The 15,598-nt window shown below is 39.2% G+C and carries 15 protein-coding genes; 8 read left to right on the top strand and 7 right to left on the bottom strand.

What is annotated here, in order from left to right; all coding sequences use genetic code 11:
* The 5 genes from BMW39_RS01825 to BMW39_RS01805 all read left to right on the top strand — a co-directional run bounded on the left by BMW39_RS01825 (window position 1) and on the right by BMW39_RS01805 (window position 4,454).
* The gene (locus BMW39_RS01825; protein WP_034976756.1) at window positions 1-387 is read left to right on the top strand and encodes a MauE/DoxX family redox-associated membrane protein; all 387 of its coding nucleotides are present in this window, start codon (window positions 1-3) and stop codon (window positions 385-387) included.
* A gap of 17 nt (window positions 388-404) precedes the next feature.
* On the top strand, window positions 405-1,400 hold the full coding sequence (locus tag BMW39_RS01820) for an alpha/beta fold hydrolase (protein ID WP_034976755.1): 996 nt from the start codon (window positions 405-407) through the stop codon (window positions 1,398-1,400).
* Between the two features lie 166 nt (window positions 1,401-1,566).
* Window positions 1,567-2,511: an aldo/keto reductase gene (locus BMW39_RS01815; protein WP_034976754.1), complete on the top strand. Its 945-nt coding sequence runs from the start codon at window positions 1,567-1,569 to the stop codon at window positions 2,509-2,511.
* A 3-nt stretch (window positions 2,512-2,514) separates the two neighbouring features.
* Window positions 2,515-3,708 carry an MFS transporter gene (locus BMW39_RS01810; protein ID WP_034976753.1) on the top strand — a complete coding sequence of 398 codons (1,194 nt, stop codon included), beginning with the start codon at window positions 2,515-2,517 and terminating at the stop codon, window positions 3,706-3,708.
* 2 nt (window positions 3,709-3,710) lie between these two features.
* Window positions 3,711-4,454 carry a dienelactone hydrolase family protein gene (locus BMW39_RS01805; protein WP_034976752.1) on the top strand — a complete coding sequence of 248 codons (744 nt, stop codon included), beginning with the start codon at window positions 3,711-3,713 and terminating at the stop codon, window positions 4,452-4,454.
* 138 nt (window positions 4,455-4,592) lie between these two features.
* Here the strand turns inward: BMW39_RS01805 and BMW39_RS01800 are convergent, their stop codons facing one another.
* Window positions 4,593-5,843: a CinA family nicotinamide mononucleotide deamidase-related protein gene (locus tag BMW39_RS01800; RefSeq protein ID WP_034976751.1), complete on the bottom strand. Its 1,251-nt coding sequence runs from the start codon at window positions 5,841-5,843 to the stop codon at window positions 4,593-4,595.
* Between the two features lie 93 nt (window positions 5,844-5,936).
* On the opposite strand from BMW39_RS01800, the gene BMW39_RS01795 reads away from it, so the two are divergent.
* Window positions 5,937-7,151: a dicarboxylate/amino acid:cation symporter gene (locus BMW39_RS01795; RefSeq protein ID WP_034976749.1), complete on the top strand. Its 1,215-nt coding sequence runs from the start codon at window positions 5,937-5,939 to the stop codon at window positions 7,149-7,151.
* A 132-nt stretch (window positions 7,152-7,283) separates the two neighbouring features.
* Here the strand turns inward: BMW39_RS01795 and BMW39_RS01790 are convergent, their stop codons facing one another.
* A complete protein-coding gene (locus BMW39_RS01790; protein WP_034976748.1) occupies window positions 7,284-7,673 on the bottom strand; it encodes a DUF779 domain-containing protein in 390 nt (129 codons plus the stop codon).
* 227 nt (window positions 7,674-7,900) lie between these two features.
* Window positions 7,901-9,430: an aldehyde dehydrogenase family protein gene (locus BMW39_RS01785; RefSeq protein WP_034976747.1), complete on the bottom strand. Its 1,530-nt coding sequence runs from the start codon at window positions 9,428-9,430 to the stop codon at window positions 7,901-7,903.
* A gap of 206 nt (window positions 9,431-9,636) precedes the next feature.
* Between BMW39_RS01785 and BMW39_RS01780 the strand changes: the two genes are divergently transcribed.
* Complete coding sequence (locus BMW39_RS01780) at window positions 9,637-10,554, top strand: AraC family transcriptional regulator (protein ID WP_051879971.1); 918 nt, start codon at window positions 9,637-9,639, stop codon at window positions 10,552-10,554.
* A gap of 207 nt (window positions 10,555-10,761) precedes the next feature.
* On the opposite strand, the gene BMW39_RS01775 is transcribed toward BMW39_RS01780, so the two are convergent.
* Both BMW39_RS01775 and BMW39_RS01770 read right to left on the bottom strand, forming a co-directional pair.
* Window positions 10,762-12,093: a hydroxymethylglutaryl-CoA synthase family protein gene (locus tag BMW39_RS01775; protein ID WP_034976745.1), complete on the bottom strand. Its 1,332-nt coding sequence runs from the start codon at window positions 12,091-12,093 to the stop codon at window positions 10,762-10,764.
* 300 nt (window positions 12,094-12,393) lie between these two features.
* Window positions 12,394-13,737 carry an ammonium transporter gene (locus BMW39_RS01770; protein ID WP_034976744.1) on the bottom strand — a complete coding sequence of 448 codons (1,344 nt, stop codon included), beginning with the start codon at window positions 13,735-13,737 and terminating at the stop codon, window positions 12,394-12,396.
* 169 nt (window positions 13,738-13,906) lie between these two features.
* Between BMW39_RS01770 and BMW39_RS01765 the strand changes: the two genes are divergently transcribed.
* The gene (locus BMW39_RS01765; RefSeq protein ID WP_034976743.1) at window positions 13,907-14,095 is read left to right on the top strand and encodes a hypothetical protein; all 189 of its coding nucleotides are present in this window, start codon (window positions 13,907-13,909) and stop codon (window positions 14,093-14,095) included.
* Between the two features lie 33 nt (window positions 14,096-14,128).
* On the opposite strand, the gene lipA is transcribed toward BMW39_RS01765, so the two are convergent.
* Both lipA and BMW39_RS01755 read right to left on the bottom strand, forming a co-directional pair.
* Window positions 14,129-14,998 carry a lipoyl synthase gene (lipA, locus tag BMW39_RS01760; protein ID WP_034976741.1) on the bottom strand — a complete coding sequence of 290 codons (870 nt, stop codon included), beginning with the start codon at window positions 14,996-14,998 and terminating at the stop codon, window positions 14,129-14,131.
* A gap of 13 nt (window positions 14,999-15,011) precedes the next feature.
* Entirely contained in the window at window positions 15,012-15,569 is a 558-nt protein-coding gene (locus tag BMW39_RS01755) for an RNA polymerase sigma factor (RefSeq protein WP_034976740.1), read from the bottom strand.
* Window positions 15,570-15,598 lie beyond the last annotated feature (29 nt).

Raw genomic sequence — 15,598 nt, 5'->3', positions numbered from 1 at the left:
ATGAAAGACTTCAAAACCACCTATTTCTTTTTACGATTGCCCATCGCACTTTCCATTTTTGGTCACGGCCTGGTAAGATTACCAAAATTACAAGCCTTCACGGATGGAATGGTAAAATCGATGGAGAAATCCGCGATTCCTGAGAGTTTGCTAACGCCTTTCGGGTATTTTATTCCGATTGCAGAATTTCTGATTGGATTGGTTTTATTAATTGGCTATCAAACAAAATACACAATTTATGCTGGCTTGGCGTTGATGGGACTTTTGGTTTTCGGAAGTGCCTCTGTGGAAAATTGGAGCGCGATTGAAGCGCAATTGATACATTCGATTTATCTGGGTGGATTGCTTTGGTATTGGGAAAGATATCGACCAGCTTCAGCTCATTAATCATCAAAAATTAAATTATGAAATTAATAAAAATAATAGCTTTTCTGATTTTATCAATCAATTTATCCGCTCAGGAAAATCGGCCTGTTTTGGATATTATGTTGACGAATTATGAATATCCATACAAAGTCAGTTTTCTGAATTTCAAAAGCCAAAATCAGGATTTGAAAATGGCTTATATGGACATCAAACCAAATAAAACGAATGGAAAAACCGTGGTTCTGCTTCACGGCAAAAACTTCAATGGTGCGTATTGGAAAACGACGATTGACGCTTTGACAAAAGAAGGATTTCGAGTAATCGTTCCAGACCAAATCGGTTTCGGAAAATCATCAAAACCTACTGATTATCAATTCACATTTCAGCAGTTGGCTCAAAATACAAAAGCTGTTTTGGATGAATTAAAAATTGATAAAATTTATCTTCTCGGACATTCGATGGGCGGAATGGTCGCGACAAGATTTTCATTGATGTACCCAGAAACGGTTGAGAAATTAATCCTCGAAAACCCAATCGGACTGGAAGATTGGAAATTGGTGGCGCCTTATACTTCCATCGATAAAAATTACGAAACCGAACTGAAAGCTGACTACGAGTCGACGAAAAAATATCAGAATGGATTCTATTACGACAACAAATGGAAACCGGAATATGATGAATGGGTTTATCTTTTGACAGGCTGGACAAAAGCGCCAGATTATCCTAAAGTCGCATTAGTAAACGCAAAAACTTCGGATATGATTTTCACTCAACCCGTGGTTTATGAATTTCAAAATTTGAATGTTCCAACTTTATTAATTATCGGAACGCGAGACAGAACGGCGATTGGAAAAAATAATGTAAAAGACCCAAAAATAGCTGAAACGATGGGACGATACGACCTATTGGGAAAAGCTACTCAACAAAAAATAAAAGGTTCGAAACTGGTAGAAATCGATAATGTGGGACATCTTCCACACATTGAGGTTTTTGACCAATTCATCAAACCTGTAAAAGAATTTTTAAAACCATAAAATAGAATATTGAACACGAAGCTCACAAAGAACTATAAAAACAATGTCAATTTTAAGGTTCACAAAGGCGCTTCGCTTATATAAGTTTTACGGCTTCGTGAACTTGAAACACTAAATTGAAATTTAAAACTTTGTGGACTTTGTGTTCAAAAAAATAATTATTAAAATGAAAAAAGTAACTATTAAAAATACAGACTTAGAAATCGCTCCAATTAACTTTGGAGGAAATGTTTTTGGATGGACTTTGGACGAGAAAGAATCATTCAATATCCTGAATAAATTTGAAGAAGGTGGATTTAATTTCATCGATACAGCAGACACTTATTCTTGGTGGGTGAACGGAAAAGGCGGGCAATCCGAGGAAATCATCGGAAAATGGATGAAGGAAAAAAAGAACAGACAAGACATCGTTCTCGCCACAAAAGTGGGTTCCGAAACCAAAGAACACGGCTTTGACATCAGTAAAAAACACATCCTGAAATCGGTGGACGAATCTCTGAAACGTCTCGGGACAGACCACATCGATTTGTATTACACACATTTTGATGACAAAGTAACGCCAGTTGAAGAAACGCTTTCTGCATATGACGAAATCATCAAAGCGGGAAAAGTAAGATATATCGGCGGTTCGAATATTTCGCCTGAAAGATTGATTGAATCTTTTGAAGTTGCTGAGAAAAATAATTTGCCGAAATATGTTGCGCTTCAGCCTCATTACAATTTGGTGGAGAGAGAAAAATTCGAAACGGAATACACATCATTAATTGAAAAATACGGATTGAGTGCCTTCCCATACTGGTCTTTGGCCGCAGGATTCTTAACCGGAAAATACAGGACCGAAGAAGATTTTGAGAAAACAACCCGAGGCGCCGGCATCAAGAAATATTTTGATGACAAAGGAAAAGCGGTTTTGAGCGCGCTTGACAAAGTTTCCGAAAAACATCAATCTCAACCTGCAACTGTGGCGTTAGCTTGGCTGTTAGCAAATCCGTTAATCACTGCTCCAATCGTAAGTGCGACGAGCGAACGACAGTTGCAAACCATTTTCGATGCGCCAAAATTGAGTTTAGATTCTGAAGATTTGGAAATCCTTAACCAAGCTTCGAAATAAGCGATGTCAGAAGTACAATCACAACTGAGCAAAGGTCAGGTTTTGGGAATGGCTGTCGTCGCGGGAATTAGCGTTTCCAATATTTATTTTGCTCAGCCCATTCTGCATCAAATCGCTGAAAGTTTCCGCGTTCCTGAAAGTAAAATGGGAATTATGGTCGGACTCGGACAAGTCGGTTATGGCGCTGGACTTTTGACCTTGGTTCCGCTGGGCGATAAAGTTGACCGCAAGAAATTGATTCTGACTTTACTCGGAACTTTATTCTTTGTCTTGATAGCGATTGGGTTGGTTTCAAATTACTATTTCATCTTTTTATTCAGTTTATTATTGGGATTGACGGCGGTCGCGGCTCAGGTTATTTTGCCAATGGCGGCGGAATTATCAGGCAACGAAAAAGGGAAAAATGTCGGAATAATATTCACTGGAATTCTCGTAGGCATATTGATGGCAAGGGTTTTCAGCGGTTATATTTCGGAATGGAGCAGTTGGAAAATGGTGTATTATCTTTCGGCTGGATTCACGGTTTTCTCTTTGGCATTTGTCTATTTCAAATTGCCGAGTGTAAAACCGACGTTCAAAGAATCTTATTTTAAATTGATTTCGTCGTCGTTTTATCAACTAAAGCGATTTCCACAATTGCGGTTTATGGCTTTGCTTGGCGGAATTGCATTTGCTGTCTTCTGTTCGTTTTGGACAACTTTGACATTTTTGTTGGTTGAAAAACCTTACAATTATAGTTCAGACACGATTGGACTTTTCGGAATGTTGGGAATTGCTGGTGCCTTGGTTGCGCCATTGATTGGAAAAGCGTCTGACAAAGGCGATTCCAGATACACACAATTGATTGCAAGTGTTATTCTGTTGGCGGGTTCGGTCGTTATTTTTCTATTTCCGAGTTATTTGATTTCAATCATTCTTGCCGTCATTTTCATTGATGTTGGCGTTCAATCCATCCAAGTCACGAATGTTGCATTGATTTATAGACTTGATGAAAAAGCGAACAGCAGAATCAACACGATTTATATGACTTCTTACTTTGTTGGTGGCGCTTTGGGAACTTTCATCGGACTCAAATGCTGGGAACTTGGCGGTTGGCATTATGTTGGAATTCAGCTCGTGGTATTCAGTTTAGTTGTACTTTTAATGAATCTTATGAACGTCTTCAAGCAGAAGAAAATTAATCAAACAAAATCTTAAATATGAAACTCTCACTCACATTATTCGCTGTGTTCCTCGGAATGCAACTCCCATTAGCCCAAAAATTAAAATCCGTCGCTTATCAAGATGGCACTCAAAAATTGAATGGTTTAGTCACTTCAAATGCAGGAAAAAAACTTCCCGGCGTTTTGATTCTTCCAGCTTGGAAAGGCATCGATGATGAAGCTAAAAACTCTGCGATAGAATTGGAAAAGCAAGGCTACATCGCCTTCATCGCTGATATTTATGGTGAAGGAAATATCCCGACCGACAATGCTTCGGCTTCAAAGATTGCAGGAACTTACAAGCAAGATTACAAAGCGTATCAAAAAAGAATTGCTCTGGCTTTGGAAGAATTGAAAAAACAAGGTGCGAATCCAGATAAAATTGCGGTTATCGGATATTGTTTCGGTGGAACGGGCGCATTGGAAACGGCGAGAGCTCAAATTCCTGTTGCTGGCGTCATCTCCATTCACGGCGGTTTGGCCAAAGGCAATGACAGACTGAATGTTCCCATCAAAACTAAAGTTCTCGTAGAACATCCAGCCGACGACGAAAGCGTAAAACCTGAAGATATGACCAATCTGATTGCGGAATTGAAAGCCGGAAAAACAGATTTTCAAATCATCACATACGCCAATTCTAAACACACTTTCACCAGTCCGGAATCTCCAGATTACAACGAAGTAATGGCGAAACGCGCGTGGAATCACACGTTGACTTTTCTTAAAGAAATTCTGAAATAATCTCAACTAAAAATCAATTGATTTCCCCAACTCTAAAGGGAGTCAATTGATTTTCTTTCTCCCTTTAGGGTTGGGGCAAAAAAGAAAATCAATTGATTCATATTTGACTTTAGAATTGGCAAAAAGAAAATCAATTTCTTATTTTTCAATGAGCAACGAAACAATATCCTGCACCACTTTCTGAGAAACGAAGTTCATAAAATCAATTCTTTCCAAGTGTGGCAAAAACAATTTTGAGGTCACTTCTTCATTGCCAATTCTAATCGTATAAAAAACTGTTCCCACATCTTTCCCATCCTCGCCTTTTCCAGGGCCAGCAACACCAGTGGTAGAAACAGCAATATCAGTTTCGAATAATTCCTGACAACCTTTCGCCATTTCAGAAGCTACTTGCTCACTCACAACGGTAAATTCTTCGATTGTCTTTGGATTGACATTCAGAATATCAACTTTTTTCTCGGTGGCATAACTCACAATTCCGCCGATAAAATATTTCGAACTTCCTGTAATTGAAGTGATTAATCTAGACAATTCTCCACCCGTACAACTTTCCGAAACCGAAATATTTAACTTTCTGTCATTCAGCAATTCGCCGAGGATTTTCTCGATTTTATCTTCGTGTGTAGCGATGATATTTTCACCGATGATTGGCATTAATTTCTGAATTTCAGTTTCCAATTCCTGATTTAATAATTCCTGAGAACTTCCGGAAGCGGTCAATCTTAATTTCACTCGTGTTCCGATTGGCAAATAAGAGAGCGCAATATGTTTCGGCAAAGCCAGTTCCCAACTTTCAATATTTTCTGACAGAATACTTTCCGGAACATCCACAACGGAAACGATTCTCGTCACAATATGCTCTAATGACAATTTCTCTTTCAAAGATGGAATGATTTGGTCTTTCACCAAAGGTTTCACCTCGTAAGGAACGCCTGGCAAACTGAAACAAAACGTACCATTTTTCTCCAAAACCATACAAGGCGCTGTCCCGAAATGATTAAGAAAAACCTCAGCTTTCGACAAGACAATTGCCTGTTCTTTATTGTGTTCCAAAATCCAAAGTCGGTTTCGCTTTTCGAGATAAGCACGCAAATGTTCGTAGACTTTATCAGAAAAAATCAATTCGTCTTGGAAAAACTCAGCGTAAGCTTTCTTGGTAATATCATCTTTCGTAGGACCCAATCCACCAGTCGTGAAAACCACATCTGCCATCTCAAACGCTTTTCCCAAAGTCGAAACAATCGCACTTTCATCATCAGGAATCGTGAAGATGGAAGTCACTTTCACACCAATCTCCTTAAGTTGTGTGGCAATGAAATTAGAATTGGTATCAACGGTATTTCCTGAGAGAATCTCGTCTCCGATGGTGATTAGAACTGCTGTTTTCATAAGAACAAATTTCGGGAATAATTCAATTCTAAAATTAGGTTTTTAAATAAAATTCCAAACATTTTTATATTTATCTTTGATTAAAATTGAGGAATGAAATCATCTTTCTGGAAAAACTACAGCAACATCATCCTGCTTCTCATCGGGATTTTCATCGGAAGTCTCGTTGGGATTTTTACACCGGATTTTGTGGTTTATTTAAAACCAATCGGTGACATTTTCCTCAACCTACTTTTCGTTACGGTCATTCCACTCGTGTTTTTTGCGATTGTCTCCGCAATTTCAGGCATCGAACAACAAAATCAATTGGGAAAAATCATCGGAACAATGGTTTTGACTTTCCTCAGCTTCATCCTGATTTCAGCTACATTTTGCATTATCTTAGTTTATTTCTTCCCAACTGAAGCACCAAAAAACATTAGCGAAACCATATCAGAAAACATTCAAAATAATACCAGTATCAATGACCAAATCGTAGGATTTTTCACCGTCAGCGAGTTCTATCATTTATTCTCAAGACAAAATATGCTCGCTCTTTTGGTCTTTTCTTTTTTGGTCGGGATTTCCATCAGAAAATCTGGCGAAATGGGAAAGGCTTTTCAAAACTTCATCCTCTCCGGAAACGAAGTGATGAAACAGCTCTTGCTATTAATTATGAAAGTCGCGCCCGTCGGATTAGGCGCTTATTTTGCCTATCAAGTTGGCACGATTGGACCACAACTTTTCGGATTTTACGCCAAGCCTTTGGGACTTTATTACATTGCAGGAACCATTTATTTCATCGTATTTTTTAGTCTTTACGCCTTCGTTTGGAAAGGTGGAAACGGCGTGAAAGCCTTTTGGAAAGAAAGTCTTTTGCCGACCGCAACTGCCATCAGCACGTGTAGCAGTCTGGCGACGATGCCCGTAGCCATCGAGTCTGCCAAAAGAATGGGCGTCCCCGCATCCATCGCCAACGTCGTGATTCCGATTGGAACTACGATTCACAAAAACGGCTCCTCCATCTCCTCCATCATCAAAATCTACGTCGCGTTCCAACTCCTGGGCTGGAATTTCTTCGAACCAATGAATCTCATAATGGCGCTCGGCATCACCGTTTTCGTCAGCGCAGTCGCCGGCGGAATCCCGAATGGCGGTTACATAGGCGAAATGCTGATGATTTCGGTTTACAAAATCCCGCCCGACGTCGTTCCAGCGGTAATTATCATCGGCACCTTGGTAGACCCGCTCGCAACCGTTCTCAACTCCGTGGGAAATATTCTGGCAAGTATGATTGTCTCAAAGTTCGTGAAAGTAGAAACCGTTTGATTTTTTAGGAGCTTAATCCCGCTATCCACTATATCTTTTTTGCTTTCAGAACTTTTGGTCTTCGAAAGAAAGTTGGTACAAAAAGCAAAAAAGGATGCCGTTCCTATCGGGGCTATGTCACGATTCTACAATCTATTCACTTCGCTTTATCGGTTCCAGGTTTTCCAATTCTTCCGCCGTGAAAAGCCTGTAATGAACTTTGAAAGTCTTTCCCAAAGGCGTTTCCAAAGAAAATCCGCCCGGTCCCCAACCTTCTAAAACATCCAATGTAAAATGCGAATATTTCCAATATTCAAAAAGGTCGCGGTCTATCCAAAACTCGAATCCGTTGATGGTTCCAATCATTGCATCGTTCATTCTCGGAAAATATCCACCCTTCTCGAAACATTGTGGTTGTGTGCCTTCGCAACAGCCACCCGCTTGATAAAACATCAGTTCACCGTGTTTTTTCTCGAGTTCCCAAATGACTTCCATCGCCTCGTCGGTGACGGATAGTCTTGAGATTTTATCTTTAGTTTCCATTTCTTTTATTTTTAAAATTAATAAATAATAATGCCGGTTGATGGGTCGCTCCTCTGGAGCTTTGCTATTTTGGTTGCTACCTTTTTGCTACCAATAGTTCGCTCCTCTGGAGCCAGCTCATAATATTTTTGCGCATTATTATTTTAAAGTTAAGCAAAAACCCGACAAAAAAATCTGTCGGGTTCAGAGTATTGATAAGTCTTAAACTTAATTATAAAACATTAAGATTAGAAGAACCCTAATTTTTTCTTATCGTAAGAAATCAACATATTTTTGGTTTGACGGTAATGGTCAAGCATCATTTTGTGATTTTCTCTACCAATTCCCGACTGTTTGTAACCTCCGAAAGGCGCACCAGCAGGATAAGCGTGGTATTGATTCACCCAAACTCTACCCGCTTCCACGTGTCTCGGGATATTGTATAACTGATGTGCATCACGCGTCCAAACACCCGCTCCTAAACCATAAATTGTATCATTCGCAATCTCCAAAGCTTCTGCCTCATCTTTGAAAGTCGTGAATGCCACAACTGGTCCGAAAATCTCCTCCTGGAAAATTCTCATTCTGTTGTTTCCTTTGAAGATGGTTGGCTTGATGTAATAACCTTCTTCCAAACCTTCAATTTCATTCACTTCACCTCCTGTCAGAACTTCCGCACCTTCTTCTTTACCGAGTTTCAGGTAACCCATAATTTTATCTTTCTGGATTTTCGAAGCCTGCGCTCCCATCATCACGGTTTTGTCCAATGGATTTCCTATTTTGATGGCTTCTGTTCTTTCAATCACTTTCGCAATGAAAGCGTCTGCGATATCTTCCTGAACCAACAATCTCGAAGGACAAGTACAAATCTCACCTTGATTTAAGGCAAACATTACAGCACCTTCTACAGCTTTATCCAAGAATTCATCATCCGCATCCATCACGGAATTGAAGAAAATGTTAGGTGATTTTCCTCCTAACTCTAAAGTCACCGGAATGATATTTTCTGTCGCATACTGCATTACCATTCGTCCAGTCACTGTAGAACCTGTGAAGGCTGCCTTGTTGACTTTTGGATTCGTAACCAACGCTCTTCCTAGTTCTGCTCCGAAACCATTGACGATATTCACCACACCTGCTGGAAGCAAATCACCAATCAATTCCATTAAAACCATAATAGAAACTGGCGTGCTTTCTGCTGGTTTCAACACCACGCAATTTCCTGCGGCCAAAGCGGGAGCTAGTTTCCAAACGGCCATTAAGATTGGGAAATTCCAAGGAATAATTTGTGCAATCACACCAAGTGGCTCGTGAACAATCAACGAAACGGTGTCTTTGTCCAACTCGTTGTGTGAACCTTCTTCTGCTCTAATTACCGAAGCAAAATATCTAAAATGGTCAATCGCCAAAGGAATATCAGCGGCCAGAGTTTCTCTCACGGCTTTACCATTATCAATCGTTTCAACTGTTGCGATATATTCCAAATTCTCTTCAATTCTGTCAGCGATTTTATTTAGAATGACGCTTCGCTCTGTTGCAGAGGTAAGTTTCCAAGTTTTGAAAGCCTCTGATGCAGCATTGACGGCATTCTCTAAATCCTCCTTGTTGGAATGAACGGCTTGTGTGAAAACCTGTCCGTTGATTGGAGAAATCACATCGAAATATTGTCCGCCTGCTGACGGTACAAATTTCCCGCCGATGTAATTATCATATTTTGATTTGAATTCTGGCCAAGCCAAAGTGGTTGAATTTTGTGTTTGTTCTGCTGTTGTACTCATAATAATATTTGGTTTTATTAATACTGAATTAATATTTGATTAATGCTAAATTAATTACTAATACAACAAGAATTATAGCACAATCCTCCAAATAAACAGTAAAATCCTACATTTATAATAGTTTATAAGTCCTTAACAAAATTTAAGAGCTGAAGTCATAAATAAATCTTATATTTGAAAAACAGGATGTTACAAATCTTGAAATTATGAATCCAAATCATTTTCAACTTAACAAACCAAGCCTGACGCACGAAAACAAATTGAATACGTTGGTAGAAAATCAAACCAAATTCAGTTTAAATAATTGTGAACTCAGTGTCTATGAAACGCACAAGACGGCTTACGATGTGAAACTGCATTTTGAGCATCTGGCGTTCACTGGAATGTTGCGAGGAAAGAAATGGATGAAGCTTCAGGATAAGAGCAACTACTTCGAATATCTTCCTGGAGAAAGTGTTTTGGTGGCGCCAGGCGAAACAATGGTGATTGATTTTCCGGAAGCTGATGTTCAGCCAGCACAATGCGTTTCTTTGACTTTGAATCCTGAATTTGTGAAAGAATCTTTGGAAAATCTAAATTTCACGTCCACAAAAATCGATGATTCTTCGCATTGGAATATTTCTTTTGACGAGTTTTATTTGCTTAATAGTAAAGCTCTAGCATCTGCGACGAACAACATTATGAGAATTGCGATGGACGACAATTCTCACAAAGATGTGATTGCAGATTTTGCTTTGAAGGAATTATTAATCCGATTGATGCAGACGCAAGCGAGAAACTTGGTTGAGAAAAATACGTTGAAGACTCAATCGAGAATTGGTTTTGTCGCAGATTTCATCAAGAAGAATCTTCATCAGAAATTATCGATTGATGCGATTGCGAAGATGGCTTATGTCAGCAAATCGAATTTCTTCAAGATGTTCAAACAGGAATTGGGACTTTCTCCGAATGAGTTTATCATTCACGAGAGAATTAAAAAGGCGAAAGAATTATTGAATCAGCAGAATTCGGTGAGTGAAACGGCTTTCAGTACTGGATTTTCGGATACGAATTATTTCATTCGGGTGTTCAAACAAGTGGAAGGCGTGACGCCGAAAATATTTCAGAACAGAAAAATAATTTGAATTAAGTTAGTAGTTAGTTATAGATTTTCAAAAGAGAACGAGCAGAAATTTCTGCTCGTTCTCGATTTTATACGTTTCGTTTTGAACCACATAGGCACATAGATTATTTTAAAATTAAAAATTTAGCTAATAAGGTAGAAATAGCTGGCATATCTATTTTAGTTTTTGAAAAATAAAAATCTATGTTTCTATGTGGTTAACCAATTTTTATTTCTGATAACTGTAATATCTTGCGCCTTTTAGAACCGGACTTTCTTTTTCAATTCTAGTCAATCCAAAACCTTTGTAATTTTGGTTAACCGAAAAATCTAGTTGTTTGCGATGTAGTTTTTCGTAAGTCTCAAAATCGATTGGTAACCTGTTTTTCAGTTCCTCGAAAAGATTCCATTTTTCAACGATGGATTTCCATTCTGGGGAAACTTTGCCGACGAAAACTTTCGATTTGGAGCCACTTCCGTAAGCCAAGAATCCAATTTCTTTTTCTGACAAATCCTCATTTTCGCTAAATGAAGTTTGCAACGCTGACAGCAACGCCATAAAAATAGAAGCCGTGTACATATTTCCAATCTCAGAAGATGCGCGTTGAGATTTCTCTATTTTTTCATTAATGAAATTGATATAATCTTCGGATTTTGCGATGGCTTTTTGTTTCTCTGCATCCGAATAATCCAGGTGATTTTCTAAACTATAAATTTCGGTGAAGACTCTTTTCCCGTGGAAAGCGTAAGGTAAATGGAAAATCAAATATCGCCAATTTTCATAAGGTCTTACGGTGAAAGTCTGTTCTTTGTAATGCTCATAAGCTTCACGGATTCTGTCCTGATAACAAACATTTGAATATTGACCATCGAAAACAGGTTCGTCTGTGAACACTTCAATTTTGTCAGGGAAATTCTCCGGAGCAGTTGGGAAATCGCCTTTAGAAAAATGACGTCTCGGTTTGAAGAAATCGAAAACACTTTCCGTGGCAACACCCCAATTGTTATCAATCTCGATTAATTTCGGATTGGCTGAAACCAATAAGGCAACAGCGCCACCGCCTTGCGTATATTCTCCTGAAGAAGCCAATTCGTATTTCGCGTAATCGCTGGCAATGACGACCGCTTTCTTTGTTGGATTTGCTCTTACGAAATCCAAAGCGTTATGCAAAGCATCCACAGCTCCAATGCAAGCGAACGTCATATCAACAACGTCACAGTGCTTGAAAACCCTTTCACCAAATTCTTCTGTTAAGAATTCTTCCACCATTTGAACCGCGTAGGTTGCAGTTGGTTTTGCTGCGTCCAATGAGCTTTCCGTTCCGAGGTAAACTCTAGAGATTTCTTTAGGATTGAGATTGTAATCTTGAATTAATTTGAGTAAAGCTTCTGCAGCAAACGTTGCTGCATCTTCGTGAACATCTGGCAAAGCCATTTTTTGAAGGCCCAGACCTTTCTCCAATTTTGCTGGTTCGATTCCTCTTTTCTCTGCAAGGTCTTTGATTTCTAAATATAAAGAAGGCACATAAAAACTGGCCGCATCCACTCCGAATTTCGTCATCTCATAAAAAATTTAAGACACGAATTTAGAGATTTTTCGGCGGATTTTGGGTGTGTTATGTGGAGAAAATTTGGATTGATAAACAAATATTCTACTTTGCGAAGCGCAGCCCGACTTGAACGGAGCTCTTTTTTGTTGTTGCGATTCTAGAAAAGTTCTACTAACGGCATCACGTCATTCGCAACAACAAAAAAAGCGGGAGTGGAAGGCGGATTAAGCTGCCCAAATCTTAAATAAAAACCCCACTTTAAAAAGTGAGGTTTTCTTCATATCAAAATCAAATATGCATTACAGCATACTTTATGCGTGACTCTCATCGTGCTGCGACAGGTCCAAACCGATGTTTTCGGAATCTTCTGCAACTCTTAGTGGAATTATCATATCCGTGAGTTTATATAAAATCAATGAGCCTAAGAATGTGAATGCCGAAACCAATACCAAAGCCATCATATGATGCGCAAAAACCTCGAAGCCTCCGTGGAGAAGACTGGCGTTCTCACCTTGCGCCAGAATCGCTGTTAGAATCATTCCCATAATTCCACCAACACCGTGACAAGCGAAGACGTCCAAGGTATCGTCTACTTTTTTCAGACGTTTCCAGTGACACATCAGATTTGAAACAATCGCTGAAATAAATCCGATAAAAATAGCGTGCGGAATCGTCACAAAACCTGCAGCAGGCGTAATAGCCACCAAACCGACAACCGCACCAATACAAGCACCCAAAGCAGAAACTTTTCTTCCATTGACTCTATCGAAAAATATCCAAGATAACATTGCGGTTCCTGATGCAATCGTTGTGGTTCCAAAAGCCATCGCAGCGGTCGCATTCGCAGCCAAAGCAGAACCAGCATTAAAACCAAACCAGCCAAACCAAAGCATTCCAGTTCCAAGGATGACAAATGGAATATTCGAAGGTTCGTGGTGTGGATTTTTTCTTTTGCCAATCATCATTGCGCCAGCCAGAGCTGCGAATCCTGCGCTCATATGAACCACTGTTCCACCCGCAAAATCCTTAACTCCGAAATATTTGTTCAACAAACCGTCCGGATGCCAAACCATATGACAAAGCGGTGTGTAGATGATCAAACTGAACAACACCATAAACAGTAAGTAGGAAATAAATCTGACGCGTTCTGCAAAAGAACCCGTGATCAAAGCTGGTGTGATGACGGCAAATTTCATTTGAAATAAGGCAAAAAGAATAAAAGGAACAGTGGAAGCCATCTTGCTGTGTGGCAAAACACCCACATTGTTGAAAAATAGATAGGTGGTTGGGTTTCCTATCAAACCATAATGTTCGCCATTGATCGTAATCCCAATAGATTCTCCAAATGACAAACTGAAACCAACTACAACCCACAAAATACTGATCACACCCAAAGCAATAAAGCTTTGAAGCATTGTAGAGATCATATTCTTCTTCCCGACCATTCCGCCATAGAAAAATGAAAGTCCAGGTGTCATCAACAAAACCAAACCGGAGGAAGCTAAAATCCAAGCAACGTCGGCTCCTACAATACTGTCTTCACCAAGAAAAGTTCCCGGAAGCGGTAAAGAAGTCTGTTCTGGCCAGAAAAGTGCTGCAATCGCAATGATACTGATGACAACAAAAGAAATAACCCAGCGTTTCTCTATTTTCATTTTTATAAATTTAATTTTTAACCCTGCAAATATAGAGGGTTAATTTTAAAAAACATATAATTTAGCCAATTACACCTCGTAATTTTTATAGATGATAAATTAATAATTTGAAAATTATTTAAATAACATTCAGGCACTAGTTTTGCAATAGGTTAAAAAAATCCAAACTATGAGATCAGACATTCCAAAACCAGACAGCGAAACCAACAAAGGCCCGATGATGGCTATCATCATTGTGGTAGTTGTATTCCTTTTAGGATATTTTGCTTACATGATGTTCATCCCACAACAAGTGGAGAATATGAACAAAACCGAAAACATACAACCTGTAGAACAAAAAGTAAAAGACTCCATATAGGAGTCTTTTTTTATTTTAAATCTGAATTTAATCTTAATGAATATGCTTCTCTGCGTGATAAGAACTTCTTACCAAAGGTGAACTTTCCACATGACGGAAACCTAAGCTTCTTGCAAAATCTCCATATTCGTCGAACTGTTCCGGCGTGATAAAACTCTTCACAGGAAGATGTTTTTTGGTTGGCTGGAGATATTGACCCATCGTGATCACATCCACATTAGCGTTTCTGATATCCTCAATCGTTTGGAAAACCTCGTCTCTTGTTTCGCCAAGACCTAGCATGACGCCAGTTTTGGTTCTGTTTTGTCCCGCTTCCTTCAAATATCTCAGAACTTCGAGACTTCTTTCGTATTTTGCCTGGATCCTTACTTCTCTGGTCAAACGTTTTACAGTTTCCATATTGTGAGAGATCACTTCTGGCGCCACATCTACCATTCTGTCAAGGTGCTTTGTGATGCCCTGGAAATCCGGGATCAAAGTTTCCATCGTCGTCCCGGGAGAAATTCTACGGACCGCGTTTACCGTTTCGCCCCATAGAATCGAACCCATATCTTTCAGATCATCACGGTCAACAGAAGTTAAAACAGCGTGTTTGATCTTCATTAATTTGATAGAACGCGCCACTTTTTCCGGTTCGTCCCAGTTCACATCCAAAGGTTTTCCGGTTTTCACACCACAAAATCCGCAGCTTCTTGTACAGATATTTCCTAGGATCATAAACGTCGCGGTTCCCTCGCCCCAACATTCGCCCATATTTGGACAACTTCCACTTTGGCAAATGGTGTTCAGCTTATATTTATCTACCAAATGTCTCAGTTCGCGGTAATTCTTACCAGTCGGCAATTTTACGCGGATCCATTTTGGTTTTTGAATGGCTGTATCTTGTTGAATTAAATCCTCCATTTTGATCTTAAATTTAAAAATCGGTTTCGTCTTCTTTTAATAACTCGGCCAAGATCTTTTTGGCGCGCATTATTCTCACTTTTGTATTGGCCACAGAAAGATTGAGTTCTTCTGCTATTTCTTTGATGCTTTTCTCTTCGAAAAATCTTAGACGGATGATGTCTTGATTCTTAGCATCCATTGTTTCTATGATCTTGATGATCTTTTGCTGGTCTTCCTCGGAGATCAATAACTCCTCGGGAGATCTTGCAAATTCATTTTTAACGTCTTGAAGGTTGGCATTTGGATCTTCGTTTTCACGGCTTCTTTTTCTCCAAAAATCGATGATCGTATTTTGGGCGATTGTCAAGATCCAGGTTTTGAACTGGAAACTGGGATCGAAGAGATCTAACTTGTTCAGGACTTTCGAAAAAACCGAAACAGTGATCTCGTCCGCATCATTTTCATCTTTCACTTTGTTCATCACAAATGAGAACACATCCACCCAAAAAGAATTAATGAGTTGTGTCTGAGCCTTTTGATCTTTGTCTCGGGCTTTTAGAATGAGCGTAAGTAATTGATCTTCTTTCATTTTTTCGACGAACAAAGATAGGTATAATA

It is taken from the genome of Epilithonimonas lactis (genome assembly GCF_900110605.1).
Lineage (GTDB): Bacteria > Bacteroidota > Bacteroidia > Flavobacteriales > Weeksellaceae > Epilithonimonas > Epilithonimonas lactis.
Note: the sequence above shows the minus strand (reverse complement) of the source record. Positions and strands in the feature narration are given on the sequence as shown.

Coding starts and splice junctions, on each gene's coding strand:
- BMW39_RS01825 (WP_034976756.1), top strand. CDS start 1: ATGAAAGACTTCAAAACCACCTATTTCTTTTTACGATTGCCCATCGCA.
- BMW39_RS01820 (WP_034976755.1), top strand. CDS start 405: ATGAAATTAATAAAAATAATAGCTTTTCTGATTTTATCAATCAATTTA.
- BMW39_RS01815 (WP_034976754.1), top strand. CDS start 1,567: ATGAAAAAAGTAACTATTAAAAATACAGACTTAGAAATCGCTCCAATT.
- BMW39_RS01810 (WP_034976753.1), top strand. CDS start 2,515: ATGTCAGAAGTACAATCACAACTGAGCAAAGGTCAGGTTTTGGGAATG.
- BMW39_RS01805 (WP_034976752.1), top strand. CDS start 3,711: ATGAAACTCTCACTCACATTATTCGCTGTGTTCCTCGGAATGCAACTC.
- BMW39_RS01800 (WP_034976751.1), bottom strand. CDS start 5,843: ATGAAAACAGCAGTTCTAATCACCATCGGAGACGAGATTCTCTCAGGA.
- BMW39_RS01795 (WP_034976749.1), top strand. CDS start 5,937: ATGAAATCATCTTTCTGGAAAAACTACAGCAACATCATCCTGCTTCTC.
- BMW39_RS01790 (WP_034976748.1), bottom strand. CDS start 7,673: ATGGAAACTAAAGATAAAATCTCAAGACTATCCGTCACCGACGAGGCG.
- BMW39_RS01785 (WP_034976747.1), bottom strand. CDS start 9,430: ATGAGTACAACAGCAGAACAAACACAAAATTCAACCACTTTGGCTTGG.
- BMW39_RS01780 (WP_051879971.1), top strand. CDS start 9,637: ATGAATCCAAATCATTTTCAACTTAACAAACCAAGCCTGACGCACGAA.
- BMW39_RS01775 (WP_034976745.1), bottom strand. CDS start 12,093: ATGACGAAATTCGGAGTGGATGCGGCCAGTTTTTATGTGCCTTCTTTA.
- BMW39_RS01770 (WP_034976744.1), bottom strand. CDS start 13,737: ATGAAAATAGAGAAACGCTGGGTTATTTCTTTTGTTGTCATCAGTATC.
- BMW39_RS01765 (WP_034976743.1), top strand. CDS start 13,907: ATGAGATCAGACATTCCAAAACCAGACAGCGAAACCAACAAAGGCCCG.
- lipA (WP_034976741.1), bottom strand. CDS start 14,998: ATGGAGGATTTAATTCAACAAGATACAGCCATTCAAAAACCAAAATGG.
- BMW39_RS01755 (WP_034976740.1), bottom strand. CDS start 15,569: ATGAAAGAAGATCAATTACTTACGCTCATTCTAAAAGCCCGAGACAAA.